The 21,624-nt window shown below is 35.3% G+C and carries 22 protein-coding genes; 12 read left to right on the forward strand and 10 right to left on the reverse strand.

Annotated features, from left to right (window positions below; translation table 11 throughout):
- The first annotated feature begins 18 nt into the window (after nucleotides 1-18).
- The 3 genes from NFRAN_RS00270 (at nucleotide 19) to NFRAN_RS00280 (ending at nucleotide 3,087) form a co-directional block, all read left to right on the forward strand.
- The gene (locus tag NFRAN_RS00270; protein WP_134482539.1) at nucleotides 19-1,227 is read left to right on the forward strand and encodes a hypothetical protein; all 1,209 of its coding nucleotides are present in this window, start codon (nucleotides 19-21) and stop codon (nucleotides 1,225-1,227) included.
- 129 nt (nucleotides 1,228-1,356) lie between these two features.
- Complete coding sequence (locus NFRAN_RS00275; protein WP_134482540.1) at nucleotides 1,357-2,202, forward strand: polyprenol monophosphomannose synthase; 846 nt, start codon at nucleotides 1,357-1,359, stop codon at nucleotides 2,200-2,202.
- Between the two features lie 45 nt (nucleotides 2,203-2,247).
- Nucleotides 2,248-3,087 carry an ABC transporter substrate-binding protein gene (locus tag NFRAN_RS00280; RefSeq protein WP_172601991.1) on the forward strand — a complete coding sequence of 280 codons (840 nt, stop codon included), beginning with the start codon at nucleotides 2,248-2,250 and terminating at the stop codon, nucleotides 3,085-3,087.
- A gap of 179 nt (nucleotides 3,088-3,266) precedes the next feature.
- On the opposite strand, the gene NFRAN_RS00285 is transcribed toward NFRAN_RS00280, so the two are convergent.
- Nucleotides 3,267-3,521, reverse strand: a complete 255-nt coding sequence (locus NFRAN_RS00285; RefSeq protein ID WP_134482542.1) for a hypothetical protein — start codon at nucleotides 3,519-3,521, stop codon at nucleotides 3,267-3,269.
- 281 nt (nucleotides 3,522-3,802) lie between these two features.
- On the opposite strand from NFRAN_RS00285, the gene NFRAN_RS00290 reads away from it, so the two are divergent.
- Nucleotides 3,803-3,949, forward strand: a complete 147-nt coding sequence (locus NFRAN_RS00290) for a hypothetical protein (RefSeq protein ID WP_172601992.1) — start codon at nucleotides 3,803-3,805, stop codon at nucleotides 3,947-3,949.
- Here NFRAN_RS00290 and NFRAN_RS00295 read toward each other — a convergent pair.
- The 3 genes from NFRAN_RS00295 to NFRAN_RS00305 all read right to left on the reverse strand — a co-directional run bounded on the left by NFRAN_RS00295 (nucleotide 3,944) and on the right by NFRAN_RS00305 (nucleotide 4,980).
- The gene (locus NFRAN_RS00295) at nucleotides 3,944-4,144 is read right to left on the reverse strand and encodes a hypothetical protein (protein ID WP_134482544.1); all 201 of its coding nucleotides are present in this window, start codon (nucleotides 4,142-4,144) and stop codon (nucleotides 3,944-3,946) included. The two genes, NFRAN_RS00290 and NFRAN_RS00295, sit on opposite strands and share 6 nt — an antisense overlap.
- Nucleotides 4,145-4,182: 38 nt before the next feature.
- Entirely contained in the window at nucleotides 4,183-4,548 is a 366-nt protein-coding gene (locus NFRAN_RS00300; RefSeq protein WP_134482545.1) for a hypothetical protein, read from the reverse strand.
- A 210-nt stretch (nucleotides 4,549-4,758) separates the two neighbouring features.
- Nucleotides 4,759-4,980 carry a hypothetical protein gene (locus NFRAN_RS00305; protein ID WP_134482546.1) on the reverse strand — a complete coding sequence of 74 codons (222 nt, stop codon included), beginning with the start codon at nucleotides 4,978-4,980 and terminating at the stop codon, nucleotides 4,759-4,761.
- A 910-nt stretch (nucleotides 4,981-5,890) separates the two neighbouring features.
- Between NFRAN_RS00305 and NFRAN_RS00310 the strand changes: the two genes are divergently transcribed.
- Entirely contained in the window at nucleotides 5,891-8,233 is a 2,343-nt protein-coding gene (locus tag NFRAN_RS00310; protein WP_172601993.1) for a DUF5050 domain-containing protein, read from the forward strand.
- Nucleotides 8,234-8,267: 34 nt separating this feature from the next.
- Here the strand turns inward: NFRAN_RS00310 and NFRAN_RS00315 are convergent, their stop codons facing one another.
- Complete coding sequence (locus tag NFRAN_RS00315; RefSeq protein ID WP_134482548.1) at nucleotides 8,268-9,500, reverse strand: hypothetical protein; 1,233 nt, start codon at nucleotides 9,498-9,500, stop codon at nucleotides 8,268-8,270.
- 252 nt (nucleotides 9,501-9,752) lie between these two features.
- A complete protein-coding gene (locus NFRAN_RS00320; RefSeq protein WP_134482549.1) occupies nucleotides 9,753-10,409 on the reverse strand; it encodes a hypothetical protein in 657 nt (218 codons plus the stop codon).
- Nucleotides 10,410-10,573: 164 nt separating this feature from the next.
- Here NFRAN_RS00320 and NFRAN_RS00325 point away from each other — a divergent pair, with 164 nt between their 5' ends.
- The 7 genes from NFRAN_RS00325 (at nucleotide 10,574) to NFRAN_RS00355 (ending at nucleotide 17,153) form a co-directional block, all read left to right on the forward strand.
- A complete protein-coding gene (locus NFRAN_RS00325) occupies nucleotides 10,574-11,365 on the forward strand; it encodes a hypothetical protein (protein WP_134482550.1) in 792 nt (263 codons plus the stop codon).
- A 5-nt stretch (nucleotides 11,366-11,370) separates the two neighbouring features.
- A complete protein-coding gene (gene scpB / locus NFRAN_RS00330; protein WP_134482551.1) occupies nucleotides 11,371-11,907 on the forward strand; it encodes an SMC-Scp complex subunit ScpB in 537 nt (178 codons plus the stop codon).
- Nucleotides 11,908-11,931: 24 nt separating this feature from the next.
- Complete coding sequence (locus tag NFRAN_RS00335; RefSeq protein ID WP_134482552.1) at nucleotides 11,932-12,318, forward strand: 30S ribosomal protein S8e; 387 nt, start codon at nucleotides 11,932-11,934, stop codon at nucleotides 12,316-12,318.
- A 61-nt stretch (nucleotides 12,319-12,379) separates the two neighbouring features.
- Nucleotides 12,380-13,063 carry a phosphoribosylformylglycinamidine synthase subunit PurQ gene (gene purQ / locus NFRAN_RS00340; protein WP_134482553.1) on the forward strand — a complete coding sequence of 228 codons (684 nt, stop codon included), beginning with the start codon at nucleotides 12,380-12,382 and terminating at the stop codon, nucleotides 13,061-13,063.
- A gap of 15 nt (nucleotides 13,064-13,078) precedes the next feature.
- Nucleotides 13,079-15,268, forward strand: coding sequence for a phosphoribosylformylglycinamidine synthase subunit PurL (gene purL / locus NFRAN_RS00345; protein ID WP_134482554.1), 2,190 nt, complete (start codon nucleotides 13,079-13,081; stop codon nucleotides 15,266-15,268).
- Nucleotides 15,269-15,354: 86 nt separating this feature from the next.
- A complete protein-coding gene (locus NFRAN_RS00350) occupies nucleotides 15,355-16,803 on the forward strand; it encodes an amidophosphoribosyltransferase (RefSeq protein WP_134482555.1) in 1,449 nt (482 codons plus the stop codon).
- A 32-nt stretch (nucleotides 16,804-16,835) separates the two neighbouring features.
- Nucleotides 16,836-17,153, forward strand: coding sequence for a hypothetical protein (locus NFRAN_RS00355; RefSeq protein ID WP_134482556.1), 318 nt, complete (start codon nucleotides 16,836-16,838; stop codon nucleotides 17,151-17,153).
- Nucleotides 17,154-17,169: 16 nt separating this feature from the next.
- Here the strand turns inward: NFRAN_RS00355 and NFRAN_RS00360 are convergent, their stop codons facing one another.
- The 4 genes from NFRAN_RS00360 to NFRAN_RS00375 all read right to left on the reverse strand — a co-directional run bounded on the left by NFRAN_RS00360 (nucleotide 17,170) and on the right by NFRAN_RS00375 (nucleotide 21,218).
- Nucleotides 17,170-17,616, reverse strand: coding sequence for an NUDIX hydrolase (locus tag NFRAN_RS00360; RefSeq protein ID WP_172601994.1), 447 nt, complete (start codon nucleotides 17,614-17,616; stop codon nucleotides 17,170-17,172).
- Nucleotides 17,617-17,662: 46 nt separating this feature from the next.
- Nucleotides 17,663-19,399 carry a DNA topoisomerase I gene (locus tag NFRAN_RS00365; protein WP_232037898.1) on the reverse strand — a complete coding sequence of 579 codons (1,737 nt, stop codon included), beginning with the start codon at nucleotides 19,397-19,399 and terminating at the stop codon, nucleotides 17,663-17,665.
- 105 nt (nucleotides 19,400-19,504) lie between these two features.
- Nucleotides 19,505-20,338: a dihydroorotate dehydrogenase electron transfer subunit gene (locus tag NFRAN_RS00370; protein ID WP_197731077.1), complete on the reverse strand. Its 834-nt coding sequence runs from the start codon at nucleotides 20,336-20,338 to the stop codon at nucleotides 19,505-19,507.
- On the reverse strand, nucleotides 20,325-21,218 hold the full coding sequence (locus tag NFRAN_RS00375) for a dihydroorotate dehydrogenase (RefSeq protein WP_197731078.1): 894 nt from the start codon (nucleotides 21,216-21,218) through the stop codon (nucleotides 20,325-20,327). Before NFRAN_RS00375 ends, NFRAN_RS00370 begins: the two co-directional genes overlap by 14 nt.
- Between the last annotated feature and the right edge of the window lie 406 nt (nucleotides 21,219-21,624).

Consider the following 21,624-nt stretch of genomic DNA (forward strand, 5'->3'; position numbering starts at 1 on the left):
GGAGAATATAGGTAATATATGAATACGTCATCTAGCAATGTCCGTCCATCGCTTTTGTCAACCCTTCCTCGTCCTCGTCCTCTTCTTTTCGTTGTTGCTATTATTGTTATGCTTTTGCCTTTACACTCTCTGAACTTCAATGGGCAACCAATTGCTAGTGCTATAGTTACAGTTAATGATAACTGGTCAAAACTTGGTATCAAAGTGAATGATGACCTATCTATTATGCTATCCTTACCAGATGATTGGAAAGTTGAAAAAAGCTCGTTAAATGATAATATTCAGAATGCCATTACCATAAGTCCTCCAAGAAATTTACCAGCCTTAGCGCATCAAGATAAATTATCTGTGGGTATTGAGGAGTTGGAGGATTCAAACATCGATTTATATGCTTATTCAATATCAGCCAAAGAAATTTTGTCCTCAAGACTTATTGATTTTGAACTGATAGACTCATTACCAATAAACATTACAGACCTTCAAGGGGAACGTATACTATTTAATCATAATGTAAATGGCAAAACAGTAAGAGTTTTACAGACTTGGATTATAGAAGATGATACCGCTTTCATATTGACCTTTGCCACCACTCCAGAAAGATTTGAATATTACAATCCAATGATAAACAAGATTATTTACTCTCTGGACATTAACTGGGGTCAAAATGAAGTTAAAGATAATAATAACAATAATTTGTTACCTAATTCTTCAGATAATCATTCCATCTATAAATCTGAGTTTGGGTTTGAGCTCTCATATCCTAATAGTTGGACCATAGATGAAGGAAATAATCGTGTTTCTTTTATCTCAACGCAAACTGACGAAATGGATACCTATTTAGAGAGACTGGACATTTATTACAATATTTTTAGTAATAGTATTAACAATTTAACCTCTTCTCCAAATTTTACTCAAGAAATAGATGAAACATTAAGTGTTCACCTACTTGACGAAATTGAATACCTAAAGAACAACTTACAAGACTTGAACATTATTTCAATAAACAATTTCCAAAATGAAAATAATGCTTCAGGCAAGGAAATGGTTTATACTTATATCTCTAATGGTGTACAAACAAAGGTTTACGAATTTTTACTAATGGGGAATTCCAACTTTATTATTATGACTTTTTCTACGAATATCCTGGATTCTAATGATGATGAAGATGACTTTTTCTCAAATACATTAGAATTTATCGTAAATAGTATTAGGTTTCTTAACCGATAGATAGGGCAGTATGTATATCAGTAGGTAGAAGGGTATTTTGTCGCATTTAAATTGGGGCTGGATATACAAGTATATATATAGCAGTAACAAGAATTGAAATTTACAATACATTAATTATGGGAGATTGAAATGAGCGAGAATGTTATCTGTAGAAAAACTCAGGAAGATTTAATAAAAAAATTCAATTCTCCACCTCTTTATTCCATAGTTATTCCAACATTCAACGAATCCGAGAACATTCTAAAATTAATTCATGAAATAAAATCATCTACAATCAAAGATGAATCGTATGAGCTAATTATTGTAGATGATGACTCACCTGATGGGACCGTCGGTCTTATAATCAAAGACTTTACGGAGAAAAGCAGTTTTGAAGTATACAAAATTAGAGAAAATATAGGAATACAATCTCATCAATATTACTTGATTTATCCAAAACAGGAAAGTCAATTCTACATTAAGGTAATAAAAAGAAGGGAAAGAACTGGTCTAATTTCCGCCCTGTATGAGGGCTTTAAATCATCCATTGGACAATATATTATAGTTATGGATGCAGACTTTTCGCATTCTCCAACTTATATTAGCCATATGATCAACGAAATAACAAGTTCCGATATGGATTTGGTAATTGCATCACGTTACGTCCAAGGTGGACAAATCATAGGCTGGACTGCAAAGAGAATGTTTTTAAGTAGATTCGCAACAAATTTGTCCAAACTGATATTTGGATTGTCAAATGTTTCTGATCCAATGTCTGGATTCTTTATTGTAAAAAGAAACGTTATCAGAAAAATGCATTTTAGCACTTCGGGCTTCAAAATATTACTTGAGATCTTGGTAAGATCCAAAGACCTGAAGATCAAAGAAATTCCTTATACCTTCTACGAGAGGGCTCTAGGATCAAGCAAATTGAACACAAAAGTAACAATTGATTTCTTTAAAGGTTTGTATACCCTTTATAAATCCAATCGTTGAATGATATTTTTAAATAGAACCTGAGGCACATGGATTGAGATTGGATTGGAAAAATATAATAGAATAATTTCGTTTCTTCCAAGCGCAACAGAAATATTGTTTGAAATAGGTCTGGGTCAATACGTATCTGGCGTTACACATGAGTGTACATATCCTCTAGAAGCATCAAGAAAACCCGTCGTAATCAAACCTGTTGTTGATTTTGAACACATGTCGGGAGCTCAGATCGATGAAAAGATAAAGGAACTTTCAACAAGAAATCAACCAATCTTTAAACTTGATGACGAACTAGTGAGAGATATACAACCAGATCTTTTGATTAGTCAAGATCTGTGCTCTGTTTGTGCACCTTTTTCAAACGAATTAACCCAAACCTTTAAAGTGCTCGGGTATAATCCTTCCAATCTGGTGCTAAATCCAAAGAATCTGTCTGATATTCTCAAATGTATCACTGAACTGGGTGTGGAAGTAGGTAATTTTGATAGGGCAGTTGAGCTACATGACAAGCTTGTATCCAGAATTCATCGGATACAGACCGTACATGAATCATCTAAACGAAAAAATCAATCTACATATGATCCTCCTCGAGTGTTATGTCTGGATTGGATTAATCCTTTCTATATGGCCGGGCATTGGGTGCCAGATATGATAGAAATAGCTGGGGGCATATCACTAAATGGCTCAAACGGAATGGATTCAAGACAAATTACTATGTCAGATATTGAAAAATTGGATCCGGATGTAATTGTAATGGCACCATGTGGATACAATTTGAAAAGGACACAACTGGAGTATGATAAAATAGATCTCCCTATATGGAGATCACTGAAGGCGTACAAGGAAAACCAGATTTATCTGGTCGACGCGAATTTTCTTTTTAGCTAATAAAGCAACTTTTTCTAATCTCCAATCAGGTAAGCCTCCATCTGATGAATGTAAAACCCTGTGTATATGATAAATGGAGAGAGGATTCAGAATAGCTATAAGGATTGATTATTATTCTTGACCATCAAAATAGGATTCGATATCTTTGTTATTCCTACTACCTAAACTAAATCCAAAGATTAGTTTTTCTCCTCTATTTGTAGTAAAAATATCTGATTACCAAATATTCCAAATTGTTCGTTCATTCTTTCTAGATGTTCGCTTCCTAATCCAGTTCTCATTTCAAAATAAATTGTGTTGTTGTTGTTAACACCACGCCTGCAGTTTCCTAGGTCAATCAATTTAGAGAAATAGTCTTTAACCCTTTTTTCAATTCCCACAGGCTCTCTATATCTTCCTCTGGCTCTGCTGCTGCTGCTGCTGATTAATGTCATTATAAAGAGAATAGAATTAGGATATAGCTATAAGATTTCCTTATTATTTTTATTATCAAATAATTTAATTAATAGTAATTGTTAGTCATTTCAGAATAATGGGAATTTTAAACTGAAAACAATTAACAGAGGAGTATCTAGCATTTATAGCAGATAAACTTGATCTGGCAATAAGTAACAAAGAGCACTTTCATCCATTAAGAGATTATCCTAAAGCTGCATTGATTTTTTATTCCATAAATCAACTAGGATATTATTTCTATAGCGATACATTAGAGAAAGTGTTTGAACTATCTGAAAAAAAGTATTCTGATCAAATTAAAGAGGATTTAAAACATATTGCCGAATCGATTACTTATCTACAAAGTGGGTTTAACGATTCTCTTTTGAGTGATTATAAAATCACAGCAGAGGAATTAGCATTATAATAGTAGATATTTGTTTTTCTCTCTTTTAAATTCTGTCCAAGCTATTAACTCATTTGTCTCATCATTGATTAATGGGATTCCAGTTAATACTATATGACTAGGGTCTTTAGGGTCTGGACCTATTAGGATTCTATGTTCAAATTTGCGGGTCTTTGGAGGTAAATCATCTTTAGGAATAAAATCATCAAGGCTCATCGTGATCATGTATAAGTTTGTAATTTATTGTTCCTAGTCTATCCTTTCACTTTATCCAGTAAGACAATTACATAAAACATATCGGGAAAAGTGTGCTTATCTCCTTGTCGTATTCCAACAGAGTAGTATTTATTTAGTCGGTATTCTTCTTGCCCAAATTCATTGCATTTATTTTCTATAAACCATTGGACATTACTTTCAGTCACTCTTCGTTGATTTATAGGTAAAGTTATGCTTCCAGTTATAACATCTTCAAGATTACTTTGAATATCATCTAGAATTTCACGAAACTTGTCATAACTTTCTTTTGATGCGGAATTGTTAATTTTTACTAACTCTTCTTTGCGCTCATCTACTACTAGCCTACCGTGGGGTTCATATACTCCATAAAAATGAATTGTCATTTTACCTATTTCATTCCCTCTTCCTAGTTTTATTCAATGCTGTTATAGTGTCTTTATCTATTATTGCCATTTACTTATACCTATCAAAATCCCTGGCTAAATATTCTAAATCTTTTAGTTTTGCTTTTGCGTGGTTGCTAGTTTTTCTGATGTCTTTATTTTTGCTATCTTGATTATTGAAAGTTAGAATTCCCTGGGAAGATATTACATCTATTGTTGTTTCGGAATCCTGGACCTGGATAATTCCATAATGAGGTCATAAGCCCCTTTACATTTTGTGCAGAATAGTTTGTTATCTAAGTAGGGTTGTAATACAATGTTTTTGCAGTCATCACAGAGGGGTATATCTTCATCTAGGTAAATACTAGCTTTATCCTCGATAACTGAGCCTCCTAGAGGAGAGTCGATATCAAAAAATTCTGATGATGTCATGGTAATTGCTGATACTCCTCCTTATGGATAGTTTCGATAATTACTTTAGATGAAAAGCCAGCTTACATTCACATTTATCCCCAAGTTTATGAGTAGCGGGATCCCATTCATGATTACTGCAACTAATGACTAGAGTATTATCTCGATATTTAGAAGGTTTAACTTTATGATCAGAGTATGGATGATTACATAAACCGCAATGTCTTGTTAAATCAATTAGGATGGGTATTGTTATTATTCAACCTATCCTCATTATCAGTGGCTCTTTATATTTCAGGTTCTTTGTTACTGATCTACGTCTACTTAATCTCATGCCACAGCAAAAACAGAAAATGATACTAGGATAAGCATTAAAGGCTTTCTGACAGTATCGACATTTTGCGTTGTATCTACCATATCCAGATCCATTTATGGAGGCTTCATTTTCGCATAGGTTTTCGCATCTAGTTCTTTGAAGTGTTATTATTTTTAGTGCCATGTTCATTGTCTAATTTATCAAAAGAAGTTCTCTCAATGCTTTGTATCTTTTAATGTATTCCTGGCCTTTAGATGACATTTGATAGTATTTATAGGTTAAATATTTGCCAGTGAGTATATTTTTTATATCTGCCTCCTGGATTAATTCATGTTTTACCAGGAGTTTTTTAATGTTAATTTGATTTGTTACACTTCCCAAAGTTACTCATGAATCACTACAATGAAAAACTATATGTATATGGGTTATTTCGTAACTTTAACAATTAAAGCAATAATCTAATTTATATTGTTTTTTCTGTTATTATATCTGAATACTAAACTATTCAAAAATATATTACGTTTTCATCAAACGAATAAAAAATTTAAACAAAATTGCTACCCTGTAATACTTCTCAAAATGATATTTAAATTTAAGTATAATTACTTTTATCCCATGCCAAGTAAACCAATTAAAAAAGGAACAATAATATCAATTAGTGACATTCATATTGGTGATAACAGTATTGCATGTTGGTATAACAATCAATTTCATGAGCCTTATTTGACAAGGATCTTAGAATACATAATTTCACAAAAAGACAATATTAAAGAGCTCGTGATATTGGGAGATCTATTTGATTTCTGGACATATCCGCCAAACGTCCAACCACCATCCATTACTGATATTTTAAAAGCCAATTCCAATCTCTTTCAATTAAATGGTATATTTGATAAGGTGGTAACAGCACTTGAAGGAAATGTTTCATACTTGGCTGGAAATCACGACATTAACATCACTCAAGCAGATCTCGACGAAATTCCATTATCCAACGGCTATAGGATTACCAAGAGACCTGATAAATATGTCACTGGTAATTGTCTTTTTACACACGGTCATCTATTCACCATCTTTAACGCACCCGACCCGAATAATCCAGTCCCTCTTGGACATTTTGTCACACGTCTTCTCTCTTATTCTATTCAACAGAATAAAGTTCCTGCTTGGAAAATAGAAGGATTTGGAGCTCCTTCATATAAAAAGATATTAAGTGATAAGAGGTTTTTACCCGTATTGAACCTTATTTTAGAAATGTACGCCGCTGATAAATTTGATGCATCAACCGTTGAACGATTTGTGGATATTTGGGTTCAAGTAACAAAATTTCCTGAAGATGGTACATTCAAAATGGCTGACGGGAGCACAAAAACCATTGACGATGTAAAAAAAGATTATGCAAATTTGTTCACTAATTGGGTGAACACTTATGGCATTGAATACGTTCAAAAATCAATATATACTGATGCATTTGCAAGCAATATGGCATGGTTCACACAACAAGACGCATTGAAAAATAATGTCGAACTTACCATTACTGGACATACCCATTATCCTACTTCTGGAGTAGAGGCACTAGTAAACGATGTCAATTGTGGGTATGAGTGTTTCGCAGAACCAGAATCTCAGACTTCTAGATATACATTTGTTGAAATAAAAAATTTTGATGAGGTACCTGACTCTACGGTTTATCAGATAATAAAATCTGATAGGATAGATCAGAAACAATTAGGGGATTGCAAAATAAAATCTACTCCCTTTGTCACACAGGATGGCTGGGTCTGGTTCCAAGGCACTAATAACAAACTCATGAAGATGAAAACTGATGGTAGCGAGATAACAAATTTTGGTCTTGAAACCAAATCTACTCCCTTTGTCACACAGGATGGCTGGGTCTGGTTCCAAGGCACTAATAACAAACTCATGAAGATGAAAACTGATGGTAGCGAGATAACAAATCCTCGCGAGTATGTGACATCCACTATGCCGTTTGTCACACAGGATGGCTGGGTCTGGTTTTCTGATTGTATAGCAAAGCTTACTCGGATGAAAACGGATGGTAGCATAGTAGATTATCCTGGTATTACGAGCGCATTGTCGACCCCTTTTGTCACACAGGATGGCTGGGTCTGGTTCCAAGGCACTAATAACAAACTCATGAAGATGAAAACTGATGGTAGCGAGATAACAAATCCTCGCGAGTATGTGACATCCACTATGCCGTTTGTCACACAGGATGGCTGGGTCTGGTTTTCTGATTGTATAGCAAAGCTTACTCGGATGAAAACGGATGGTAGCATAGTAGATTATCCTGGTATTACGAGCGCATTGTCGACCCCTTTTGTCACACAGGATGGCTGGGTCTGGTTCCAAGGCACTAATAACAAACTCATGAAGATGAAAACTGATGGTAGCGAGATAACAAATCCTGGTAACAATTACACAAAATCTACTCCCTTTGTATCTTATGATACAACATACTTCGAGGGCACAGATGATACGCTTTGGAGTCTTCGATGGAAATACGATTGTAATCCCGCCATGGATATCCCATTAGGAAGTATAGTATTTGGCCCCTTTGCCAGTGATTATTCAGTCTACATCAGAATAATTAACATGTCAAGCATAACACTACAACGATCTTCGTTTAAGAACGAATATGGTAAGTGGGTTAGAGGTTTAGAACCTGCGGTGCTAATCGTATCTGGTAGCACTTCCGGATTTTGGTTGCAAGACAATCCTGGGCTTGCTGGTACTGCAGGATCGGTAACTTACACTACACCAACCGATACTCTTGCTTTAAAATTTGGTTGCCCACTCACTTCTTCTAACTATCTTTCCATAACTGGTTCTCATGGTTTCAAAGTTTCTTACAAGAGCAAAGTGGCAAACCAAGAATGGTATTATAACCAAATCAGTGAAACTGGACATCCGCTGAGCATAGTGATAACTATAGGTTAGCGTTGTTCCAAGAACAGGAATAACATATTGATTATTAATTGTCGTTTATCCCTAATCTTGATTTTATAGCTTCTATTTCCGAGTTCATCATCTCTAGTTTGTCTGCTCTTTGTTTGTAGAAGTCTAGTTGTCGTTTGAGTCTATTTTCGTTGCTGATTGTAAGAAGGTCCACTGCTTTAAGATACTCGGAAAGGATTTCATCATCTTGAGGTTTATAGTAAGATTTGTCAAGGCCTGTGCTATGACCAACCAGCATCTCTCGAATAGTTTTATCAAGTTTAGCCCTTTGCATGTTTGTTACTGCAAATATACGCAAAGAATGACAAGGATGTTTTTCATGTTTATGTTGAGAGTATAGGGATTGGCGTTCTGATAATGAGGATACTTGATCCTCTAGCAATACTAGTCTTTGTCTGTCTCCCATAGCCTCTAATCTTGTGATTATAGAATGTGCTATGGTTCTAGGAGTTACGCCTAGTTTGAATATTGCTTGAAGGGGTAAATTTCCCAAAAAATTTCGTTGATTTCTGTCAAAGTTTTTGATAAATAGAAAAGAGTCACCAGGAGTCCAATTGCCATCTTGATCCTGTCTTAGATTATCACCATGTCTCTTTCTAAATTCAAGATAATAGTCAATGGCTTTGGCACATTCAGGAGTGCAAAAAGTAGTGTATCTGGCTTTAGGAGAGTTAGCATAAACTGTTATTTGATATAGATAATCGTTAGTTCCTGCAATAACCCATTTTTTTAGGTGCTTTAGTTTTAGTTCGGGTAAAGCTCCCACCCTCATGCCACTAGAGGCCATAAGCAAAACGGCAGCCTTACCCCTTTCATCCATCAGTGAAAGCAATTGACCGATTTCCTCATGAGTGTAGGCTTTGTATTCAAACTTTGCAATATTTTCACCCCTGAATTTTTTTAGTTTTTTAGCGTTGATCATTACATCGTTGATTTGAAAAAAGTGAGTTATGACACTCAAGAATGTGGATATGGTAGCATAGGATAATTTTCTACGTTCTTTCATGTCATACAGAATCTCGATAATTTCATATTCTATTGTTTTGGTGGATTTTGATATAATTTCTTCTAGGGTTAAGTTTTGGTTTTCTGGTCTTTTAAGATAGTAATGAAATAGAGAATGTGCATAGGATCTTTTTGTTTGTGGGGAGTTTAGACTGTTTATAAAATTGCGGTATATTGGACTGGAAATAAATTCCTTTTTTGCATAATAGTCTGATAAAGATGATGATACTACTTTCAGAGTCATAAATAGCTAGTTTGTTTAAATAGCTAGTATTATTTAAGTAAATGGATCTTTATCTTAATTCGTTTTTTAGCAAACCAAGTCCAAGAATCATAACTGGCATCGAGATCTTGTGTCATATTCTATACCCTGATCTCTTTAGTGATTTGAAATTACCTAATTTATCTTTCACCATTTCTAAAAAATAAGCATCCAACCGAGTTGACAACCCATAATCGGGATTTCATTCTGATTACAAGAGAAGCAATAACGCCACTATGTTACTATATAACAAATACATCCGTTAACCCTATCCAACATTTTTAGGTTTATGGGATATGAATTTGCGTTACCATCCTTATTCTCATAAACTGTTCCAATTGGAAAGAATGTCTTAGAATCAGGGTCTTTAAGATCATCATTGTATCCGTACATCAAATTAGAAATATGTGCTTCATACCTTATTCTGTAGGGTTCATTTCTCATTCTATTCCACCATTCAATCCCGGTGAAGCATTGATGAAACTGGAATGCAAATAACTCTTTATTCACAGTTAATCTAAAGATCTCTTCAACATCCATATCCACATCCTTTAGATAATATTCGATGGTAGATTCCTTGTCCTTAAATGTAATCTCTCTGTAATACGTATTTCCTACCTGAGGCAATACCTTTCTGAATCTATACTGGTTGCGTCCACCAAAAATAGCTTCAAAGTAATTTTGCCCATCGAATTGGCAAATCAAATTCAACTCCACAGCCCGTTTCTGTATATTGAAAATTTCCAACAAGTATAGCATCCAGGACTTGTCTGGTATCATGTTACCCAGATCTCTTTTTACTTGGATTGTATCAGTAATTATCCGGAATTTTCGCAGGTGATCTCGATATTCTTTGAAGGGTGTGTCTATGCATCCATACCAATAATGCATGTTATGGATCGTGTTTGATTTTATATTACCTTTTTTTAACTTGTAATGATCTAACCGCGCTTACAATGTTTTAAGAGTCATTGAGAAAATATTATTGAACCAATGAGCAAAAGAATCGTCGAATGTAATAAATTAACCTTAATATATTTTAGTAAGGAATGGTTGTGGCCTCCAAGGAAGAACATCAATTTTCTACAAAGAAAAAAATCTCACAACCTCCATTGAATTTGCTGTTTAATCCAGCTCTGATACAAAGAGATGACGTCTGGAAAATTGATATTGTAAAACTTCTCGAGATCCTGTTGTCTACACTTACATCATCAAGTTATAAGGATCTGAGGTTATGTGGAGTGGCCATTTTGACTTCAACATTAATACACAGACTTAAGGTAGAGTCTATATTTAGATTAGAAAAAATCGCAAATAAGAGCTCCTCCAACGCAGAATTACAAAAAGACAATGGCCTTAAAGAAAAAGTACCTATTCCTGACATTTCAAATCTGACCATGCCATTTAGACAGGAGATTACATATCCTGTATCTTTAGAAGACCTATTATCAATCTTGGAAAACATGATAACAGAATTGACCAATCCAATAACAAGAAAAAGTCAAGTTAGGTTGGAACCCATTCAAACAGTAGACTTTCAAGATTACCTTATCAAGTTTGAAAAAGTTATTGAGGAATTTGAAATAAAGTTAGCACAAAAATTGCTTCAGCAAAAACAAATAGTGTTTAATGATTTGGTTCAAGATATGAACGAACTGGAAGCGGCCAGATATTTTATTGCAATGTTATATTTGTGTATGAAAGGAAAGATAGAGATTCTCACTGAACCTTCAGATGATGAGAAAAAACCCGCACCTGACGATTCGGATTCCAATTTAGTTATGAAAAATTCAGTATCAATGAAGCCTGATAGGATAATTATGATTTCAAGGAAATTAGGTGATTAGGTTCAATGGCTAGATTACCAAATGATGAAGTTGTAGCTAGGCTAGAGGCAGCATTATATTCTGCAGGACGTCCAATTACTCTTGAGGAGCTAGTTAATGCTTCTGGAATTGATTCTAAAGAGAAGGTAAAACGTTTACTAGCCGAATTAATAAACAAAACAAGGGTTACATTTAAGGCATTGGAAATTGCGAAATTAGAGGACAACAGCTATGTATTTCAGTTAAAGCCTTCCTATACACCAATCGTAAAAAGATTTTCAAACAGACCTCAAATTTCTAACTCTGTATTAAAGACACTGTCATATATAGCGTTTGAGCAACCGGTAACAACAAAGAGATTGCTTGAAATTCGAGGTTCAAAAGTTTATTATCATTTGAAAGAACTTCAGGATCAAGAGTTTATACGGTTTAAGAGTTCTGGAAGAATAAAAGTTTACAGCACGACTGAAAAGTTCAATAGTTATTTCGGCATAAGTGATTTAAAAATGCTCAAGAAAAGTCTTCTTTCACAGCCTAAGAACATAGAAAAGAAAAACACTTAATTATCGTCTGCATAAATTTTAGTTGTGCGTAAGTCTATCGAAAATCTTGCAGGAAGAAAGTATACTGGTGGCAGAATAATTCCTAATCGTACGCGTCGCAAATATGAGATTGATAGATATCCTAACGAAGCAATTGTTGGGGAGCCGAAAAACGTTGTTCGTAGGGTCCGGGGCAATAACATAAAAGTTGCTTTCAAATTTGCAGAGTATGCTAATGTGAGTGACAAAGAAGCCAAGAAAACGACCAAAGCGAAAATTTTGAGGGTCACAAAAAATCCAGCCAACAAAGATTTTGAAAGAAGAGGGGTAATTAGTAAAGGCTCTATTTTGGAGACTGAACTTGGTTTAGCGAGAGTTGTTTCAAGACCAGGACAAGATGGCGTAATCAATGCTGTTCTGATCAGGCAATAATATTATTTCCTCTGTTTATTTTGGGAATAAGAATTTATAAAATAAATTAAGATTATTAGTATTGGTTAAAATAGGGATTACCGTTTTCCCTGGTAGTAATTGCGACAGGGATGTTTTCCATGTTCTCACATCTATCCTGAACATTGAAGCTGAATTCATATGGCACAAGTCATCAATCGGAAATTTTGATGGTATTATTATTCCTGGTGGTTTTACATATGGAGATAGATTGCGTGCAGGCGCTATTGCTGCTCATAGTCCATTGATGAGCAAGATTATCGATTTGGCAGACAATAAAGTTCCTATTCTAGGTATTTGCAACGGGTTTCAAATCCTGGTGGAAGCAGGGCTATTACCTGGAGCACTTATTCAAAATGATTCCTTAAAATTTGTTTGTAAGTGGACAAATACAGTAATTATGAACAATAAAACACCCTTTACTTGCTTGTTCGAAAACAAGCAGCGACTCTGGATTCCAGTGGCACACGGAGAAGGTAAGTTTGTCTTAGACCCTGCTTCTTTGAAAAATATCCGAGAAAACAATCAGATAGCAATTCAATACTCATCGGATAATAATCCTAATGGATCAATGGAAAACGTTGCGGCAGTATGCAATGAAAAGGGAAACGTGATGGGCATGATGCCTCATCCAGAAAGGGGTAGTGATATTGACTTGGTTCCAGACGGATACAGTGCAGATTCAATTATGATCTTCAAGTCATTGGTCAACTACTTGATGAAATAAAACGTTGTGGTTTTTATGGGTACCGTTGACGAAAAAGAGTATGAATATCTTGTCGAAAAATTAGGTCGAAAACCAAATGAACTCGAACAAGATATTATTGGGGTCGAATGGTCTGAGCATTGTTCATACAAATCCTCCAAAATACATATCAGATCATTACCTACTAAAGGAAATAATGTAGTAATAGGTCCTGGATATGATGCCGGAGTTGTAGATGTTGGGGACGGATATGTTGTTACTGTTCATATTGAAAGTCATAATCATCCATCGGCCGTGGAACCATTTGGCGGAGCAGCCACTGGAGTTGGGGGTGTGCTTCGCGACATCATTTCAATGGGTTCGCGTCCAATAGCATTGTATAATGCTCTTAGATTTGGAAACATTGATGAAACTTCAAAATTTAGGTCAAAGAATCGTTGGCTATTTAAGAATGTTGTAAAAGGAATTGCTGACTATGGTAATTGTATGGGAATACCCACATTAGGGGGTGAAATAGAATTTGATGAGTCCTTTAATAACTACTGTTTGGTTGATGTAGCATCGATTGGTCTTGCAAAAAAATCACAACTTGTAAGAAACAAAGCTGAACCAGGTGATTGGCTCATTTTGGGTGGAAATACTACCGGAGTAGATGGAATTCATGGAGCCTCATTTGCATCCAAAGAACTTGATGAGGAAAACAGGTCGGCTGTTCAAATCCCAGACCCGTTTTTAGAAAAGACATTATTAGAGGCCACAATGGAAGCTTTGGAAAATAACTGTATTTCGTCGATGAAGGATTTGGGCGGTGGGGGATTATCCTGCTGTTTGTCTGAAACTGCAGATAATCTAAACAAAGGATTTCAAGTTGAATTAGGAAAAATTCCTCTAAGACAAAGTGATATGACCGATTCGGAAATTATGATTTCTGAATCTCAGGAACGTATGCTTTACATTGTAAGCGAGAAAAACAAATCAAAATTTTGTGAAATATTTGATAAACACAACGTCCGTTACGCCTTCATTGGTCAGGTTATTGAAGGAGGGGAGTTGTCAATCACAAAAGGCGGTAAGATAGTTGCGCATCTGCCTGCAAAGCTTGTAGCGCATGCACCTTTATTAGATCGACCTTCTAGAGAACCATCGTATTTGGTTAAGATACGTGAAGCTTTCAATGAACCGCCAATTAACGAAAAGATAGACGACCTTGTTCTTAAGATGATGTCTAACCCTTCTGTTTGCAGCAGAAAATGGGTTTATCAACAATTCGACCATGAGGTAGGGCTTAGAACAGTAGCCAAACCTGGGCAGGCAGATAGCTCTTTAGTTAAACTATCCAAAGACAAATATTTATCATTCACTTTAGATGGTAATTCAAAGCAATGTTATTTGGATCCCTACCAGGGAGTATTAGGTTGTTTATCTGAAGCATTGAGAAATATTACTTGTGTAGGCGCTGATCCACTTGGGGTTGTGGATCATCTTCAATTTGGTAATCCAGAAAATGAGGAAATATTTTGGTCTTTTCTTCAAACAATCAAAGGCATACGCGATTTTTGTAATGTTATGAATATTCCTGTCGTTGGAGGAAAGGTGAGCTTGTATAATGAAACATCTGCTGGCCCAATAAAACCTTCACCTGTAATTGGTATGTTGGGAATAGTGGATTCAAGACAAAAAATAAGATATCAAAATTATCGCAGCGGTGAGTCTATTTTTATTATAGGTGTCACTAGAGACGAGCTTGGAGGTTCTGAATATTTTGAATATTGCTTGAATTTAGTGGGTGGGAATGTGCCTCAGACCAATCTTAGAGTATTAAAGGAAACTATTAGAGCAATACATTCTTTGCGAGAAGAAAATCTGATTGAATCAATACATGACTGTTCTAAAGGTGGATTGATTGTGACTCTACTTGAGATGGCCATACATTCTAACCTTGGTTTCATTATCCAAGCCGATAAAATTCCCTCTTCTTGTTCTAGAATTGATTATTTGATCTTTTCTGAAACCCATGATCGTTTTATTTTTACCACCCGAGATTCCGAAAGGGTTAAAAGTATTTTAGAAAATTTTGATGTGACATATTCAGAAATAGGATCAACCAAAGTTGAAAAGAGTTGTATCATAATGAACAGCAATGATGATGTTCTCAATATTGGATTGGAGCAGGTATCAAAAAATTATGAAACTAGCCTCGATAATGTATTTGAACATGTTTCTTAGGCCATTTCACACTTTAATATTTAAAAGATTTCTTTTGGAGCTCGATGAAATATTAAATAGAAAGATCTACGAAGGGTTATTTTCTAATGGTTCATGAAAATTGTGGAGTGGTGGGCATATACTCTCTTGACGGCTCAAATGTTATCCCGTATTTAATAGACAGTCTTAGATCACTACAACACAGAGGTCAGGAGTCTTGGGGACTTGCTATACCAAGAAAACAACCTTACAAGAAAACTGGGTTGGTTGCATGCTCTGCTAATGAGTTTGAGAAGATAATAAGTAAATACAGATCCAATATTGCAATTGGGCATGTTAGATACTCTACTTTTGGATCAAGCTCTTTGGAAAATGCCCAACCTCTAAAGGTCCAAGATATTTGTGTAGCCCATAACGGTACTATATCTAACGCTGAGCAACTATCAAACATGGTTGGAGGCTGTACGTTCACGCCTCAAAATATGACGGACACCTTAGTTGCTGCCCAACGCTTGGTAGGTCTCTTAAAGAAAAAAGATGACATGAAATCAGCAATGGCCATTTTAAAAAATGAGATGGTGGGTTCGTATTGTTTTACTTTTGTTACAGATTCAAATACGATTTATGCCGCTAGAGATCCAAAGGGATTTAGACCTCTTGTTTTAGGGTACCATAAGGATACAAACACCTACATCATTGCTTCAGAGTCGTGTGCTCTTTCCACAATAGGAGCGGTATTATTAAGAGACGTCGAGCCTGGAGAGTTGATAAGAATTGATAAGTATGGTGTGACATCCGAACGTTTTTCAGAATCGTCAAATCATGCCCACTGTGCTTTTGAGTTTACTTACTTTGCTCACCCTAGCTCTATAATGGAAGGTATCAACATTTACCTTGCTCGAAAGAAAATAGGTGAATTTCTGGCAGAAAAGTTTCCTCTTCCTGATGCTGACGTGGTCATTCCTGTTCCAGATTCTTCAAGGCCCGCTGCCCTTGGATATGCACTGAAATTGGGGGTTCCCTTTGAAGAAGGTCTCTTAAAGGACAGATATAGTAAAAAGGGGCCAATGAGGAGTTTCATAGAACCGCTTACTCAAGATAGAAAGGAGATTAATCAGAATATTTTGCCCATAAGAGAAATAATTGAAAATAAACATGTAATTATTGTTGATGATAGCATAGTAAGAGGCACGAGTTCCAGGGCCATAATTGAATCTGTAAAACATGCCAGTGCAAAAAAAATATCAATGGTAATAACTTATCCACCTATCAGTTATCCATGCTATGCAGGGATAGATTTTCCATCACAGGAAGAACTAATTGCATACCAGGTAGCAAGTACTGAAAATAATCCAACTAAAGTAGGCAAAAAAGTGGCTCAAATAATTGGAGCTGATAGCGTATACTATAATGACAATCTCACATTGGCAAAAGGAATTGGATTGGACAATAATGAGTTGTGCTTTTCTTGCTCTACAGGAGATTATACTTCACTCGGAATTAGACCTAATTTCAGGTCCAGGTTCCAAATTAATGACAGATTACTCACAAATTAAGATTTAAATCTCTTTATGACCTATGAAATAAAGTGAGCCTAGAAGAGCTACGCGATAAGGCCTTTTTTCAAAATTCAATTGACGTATGGATTATGCTATGCGAGGAGAAAAAATGGGACTATTTCGATACGAAAAGTTACTTGAAATTTATGGATTACTTATTCTCAAAGGGATTAAAAATTCAACGATTTCCTCTATGTATAAAAGAATCAGGTGGTATGTTTGAAAGGGGCAAGGACAAAACAAATTTTTTAGATAAATTATCTAAAATACATTCAGATAATGCTTCTGCTTATACTATAAAACTAACAGAAAAAGCTATTGCAGCTATTCGAGACTTTACCTTGTAAGATACTTTAACATTAATCAGTATCTCTTGTTGGTCCAGAAAGTTGATTTGTCAATCCTCCAAGCAACGTAATCTTTTAGAATTTTGTTATCGGTCTCTTCCATCAAAAACTGTGATTCTATAGCCTTTTTATTTAACCACAGACAAGTTTGTGAATTTTTAGTTTCATTGATTCCCTTTTTGAAATCCAAAATTAGACAGACAAATACTAATGTAATCACATGGCCTGATTCACAATTATTCTTGGAGGCTGAATCAAATTTCGTGTATACTCCAAGTAAAGCTAATGGTTCCACCTCAATGTTTGCAATCTCTCGCATCAAGCGTTTTAAGGTTATCTCAGGCGCTTCTCCATACTCAACTATTCCTTCTGGAAGCTTGAGTGATCTTCTATGTTTAATATCATAGAAACCATAAAAAAGAATTTCATTCTTACTGTTGTTTAGGATAGCTTTAACTCTCAATCTTGTTTCATGGCAAGCCAAGTAATAATCTTCTGGTCCAAATTATTTAAACAGTAAAATATGATTTTAGCTCTTTTTTACTAATTGAATCAACCCACAGAAACTTTCTTTGCAGAGTGCTAGTATACAGCTTTTTCCATTCAAGACCTACTATATTCATCCAAGATCTATAAACTCTAGGGTCGATATAATTGCGCAATGATGTTCCCAAGTTGTATTCTCTCGTATCTCTTTGCAATCTTAACTGAAATTCCAATTTTTGAATTCTATCTACTAGCTTTTTTCTTTGATTCTCATTCTTCCATTTCTTTGACCTTAAATCCTCTTTTAGTGATTTTATCGTGGAAATCTTTTTTTCTATCGATTCTTCGAATCGTTGGTTGGCTAATATCGCATTTGGATTCTTGGGATCGACCCCCTTCTTATGATTACATGTAATTGCTGCCTGTAAGTTTGCATATTTTGCAACATAAGTTTTTTCAAATTCTGAAGAATCCTTATTCAATTTAATTGGCGGGTTACGCAAAGATTCTTTTACCGTATTTGTTGCAATGTACGTTCTAAACACCTTCGCAGTTAAACCTGGTACATTTTTAGGATCAAGATTCCTTAAAAAAGCATTAACTCTCATTGAATTTATGTTATCAAAAACAGGATCTAAATACTTTTTATTTTTCAAAAACAATTCCAAATTTTTATAAAGTAGTAACTTATCTGGTGAATCGATCAAAATTGATTTTTTCCAAGGAACACTATCTTTTCCAAGGAAACTAAATTCGAGGACCTTATTACCAGATGGATCTCTTCCAAAAGTTATGTGTTCTTTTCTAAGCGTACTTGCCCCAACTGTGTCGGCTTCGTCAGGATCCTTTTCATCACCGACTCTCATAGCAAGTTTATTTATAAGATAACAAACAGTTGAAACTTTCCTTTGATTGGGGTCAGTTGATCCCATTCTTCTTATGATTTCATTTTCAATCTTATCGATATACTTTTCTAGGTTCATGGCTTTATCGTATTTAGCCTTATCGTTGTTTTGACGAATAGATGCAGAATCATGAAGCCAAACGTATTTTCTTTTTCCCGTAAGAGTTTCAACCCAAGATGCTAGCCATGTTGATGAATGATCATGAATAATTTTTTGCCATGGGCCTTCAGGAACATTCGCGTCCTCACCCAAATTCAAAATCACTTCTTCAGGTCTAACCCTAGGTTTCCACCTACCTCTAAGTGGATGTTGCCCTCTTCCCATAAACAGACCCGGTGGTTCCACAAGCCAATTCGCAACGTCAACCTCTATACCATCTACAACTGCCTTACCGTAAAAGTTCTTTAACTTTTCTTTCTCTTTTTTCTTTTCTAAAGTAATCTTTTTCTTCTCTTCTCTTGGTAACTCTCTCCAAGCCTGCTTCTCCCTCTCTTTTTTTCTTTTCTCTTCATCTACGTAACTATAGAATTCCCTAAAATCAAGATCCTCTATACTGGTTACGTTATGTAGTACGTCTTTTGGTAAAAGCTTCTTAAAGTCTGACAAAAAGTTCTGTTGGAAAACTAAATCTTTAACATAATGAGTATCCTTTTTCTTGGCCCATGCATAAACTAATTCTTCCTGGTCTCTATTAAGAGGATAAATTTCACCTCTAATTTTAAAAGTTAAGCCTTTAAATTCATACTCTGGTGGAAAACATACGCCATTATGATAAAGAGTATTCCATTTTCTGATCCCTTTGATTTGGTTTATGCCACTAATTTTATTACCTGAAGAAATCGAAATGGATGACAACTTATATAAAATAGACGATGATCAGAATATAAAAATATTATCAAAAACTGTTGCCTTGATGCAACAATTAAACAAGAAAGCTGCTGCTCCTTTTTGATGACTGAGTTATCCAGTGAGATATTTAGTTAAAATACCTGCTTTATTTCTATAATAAACTCCAAATTCAGGAAGTTTTGAAATCTGGTCGTGATTAAATACCGTACCATCTACACAGACGAGTTTGTCATTTATGCTACAACTGGAACACAATCCTATTCCGCATTTCATGTACCGTTCAATACTTGCCTCCAAAGGGAGGCCTCTTGTTAAAGACAAATCATATACTTTCTTCATCATTAGTTCCGGTCCACATGTATAAATGTGATCGATCTCTTGACCATTTGCGAGTAGATCTTGTAGAACGTCTGTAGGGTAGCCTTTTTTCCCCTCTGTTCCATCCTCGGTTGAGATTAACAAATTGTGGACTTTGTTTTTTAAAAGGGTAGAAATAAAATCATGAAAAAATAGTTCACTTCTTGTTCTAGCTCCTATTATTACTGTTATGTTTAAATCTATATCTTTGATATTTTTAATTAATCTGACTAAAGGGACTAATCCTGTACCACCACCTATAAGAACAATGTTTTTCACACCTTTTTTTACAGTAAAAGAATTTCCGTAAGGCCCACGTATACCAATCTTATCACCCAACTTTTTGTTAAAAAGAGACGTAGATGCAAGACCATTTTTTCTAATTGTAATGGCTGCTGAATTCTCCAAATCGGAAATCATGACACTCAGAGGGATCTCCTCTTTTCTAGGAATCCAAACCATCAGAAACTGTCCCGGTTTTGCTTTACTTGATAGTATGTCTTCAAAACTAAATGTCTTTACAGTTGGTGTCTCAGTTACAACTTTGGTGATCTTAACTATTCTCATAATATTCTTATTTGTGGGCAATACCAACGATCTCCTCTAATTTATTATAATTATTTATTCTCAAGTAGTGTTTTAAATCGGTAACTAACTTGCCTATAGAGTTGATTCCTTTATATGCCATAAAGCTTCCAACTTGTATGGCAGAAGCTCCTGCCATAATGTATTCAAGCATATCCGAGGCGGAGAGGATTCCCCCACAACCAATTATTGGAATTTTTAAAATCTTGTAGAGTTCATAAACGCATCTAACTCCAATGGGCCTTAGTGCAGCTCCGGATAACCCGCCTATCTTGTTTTCCAAAACTGGGCACTTGTTTTCTATATCAATCTTCATAGCTCGCACTGTATTTATAGCGGTGATCCCGTCAGCCCCTGCTTCTTCTGCAATCCTTGCTATTTGGAGTATATCAGACTTTCCCAAACCGACTTTAACTATCAAAGGTTTCTTGGATTGATTCTTAATACATCGTACAATCGCATTTACTAGTTTAGGATCATCACCAATTTCCATTCCCATTTTGTCCACATGTGGGCAGGACAGATTTAGTTCAAATCCTAGTATATTCATTTTACTAAATTTCTGAACAATAGTTTCAAATTCCTCTACTGAAGAGCCTACGATGCTTACAAAAAGAGGGGCTTTGTTGTTGGATATCTCTTGCACGAATGCATCTACCCCGGGATTAGCCAGACCAACAGCATTTAACCAGTTCTGATTTTCCAACGGAACAACGGTTGGATTTCTGTAGCCCTCGCGAGGTGAGGCGCTGATAGATTTGCTCACTATTGCCCCAGCACCAGACTTGTCCAGTCTTTCAAATATGTCATGAGATAATCCTAAAATTCCAGATGCAACCATAACAGGATTTTTCAGAGAGAGTCCAGCAAATCTAATAGGCACATTATAATCCAAATCTTTTTAAAGAAACTTTACGACTGGTTTATTAAAAGTTTATTCTGAGTTTTCAAACTGCGTGTAAGTTACGAGACGGTGGTGAAACTAAAACCAACACGTTCAGATGGAAACTATTTGAAAATCTAAATATAAGTAAAACAGATTAATCGCTTAATTTTGTAAATCCAAGAAGATTTGTTTATGCATTTGATTTATAAAGATCATTTTTCTTGTCCATGGATACTGGTTATGATGGTTATAATGACCTGACTGTAGCTCGATTATTTTAAGAAGGGGGAGTCGTTTATACCTTAACATTTCCAGAGGATGCTTATGCTAAATTCATAATCTTAATGCGCCGGCAAATTAATCAAAACTTAATAATATGAATTTTCTTTGATACTGCTAAATC

The organism is Candidatus Nitrosocosmicus franklandus (assembly GCF_900696045.1).
GTDB lineage: Archaea > Thermoproteota > Nitrososphaeria > Nitrososphaerales > Nitrososphaeraceae > Nitrosocosmicus > Nitrosocosmicus franklandus_A.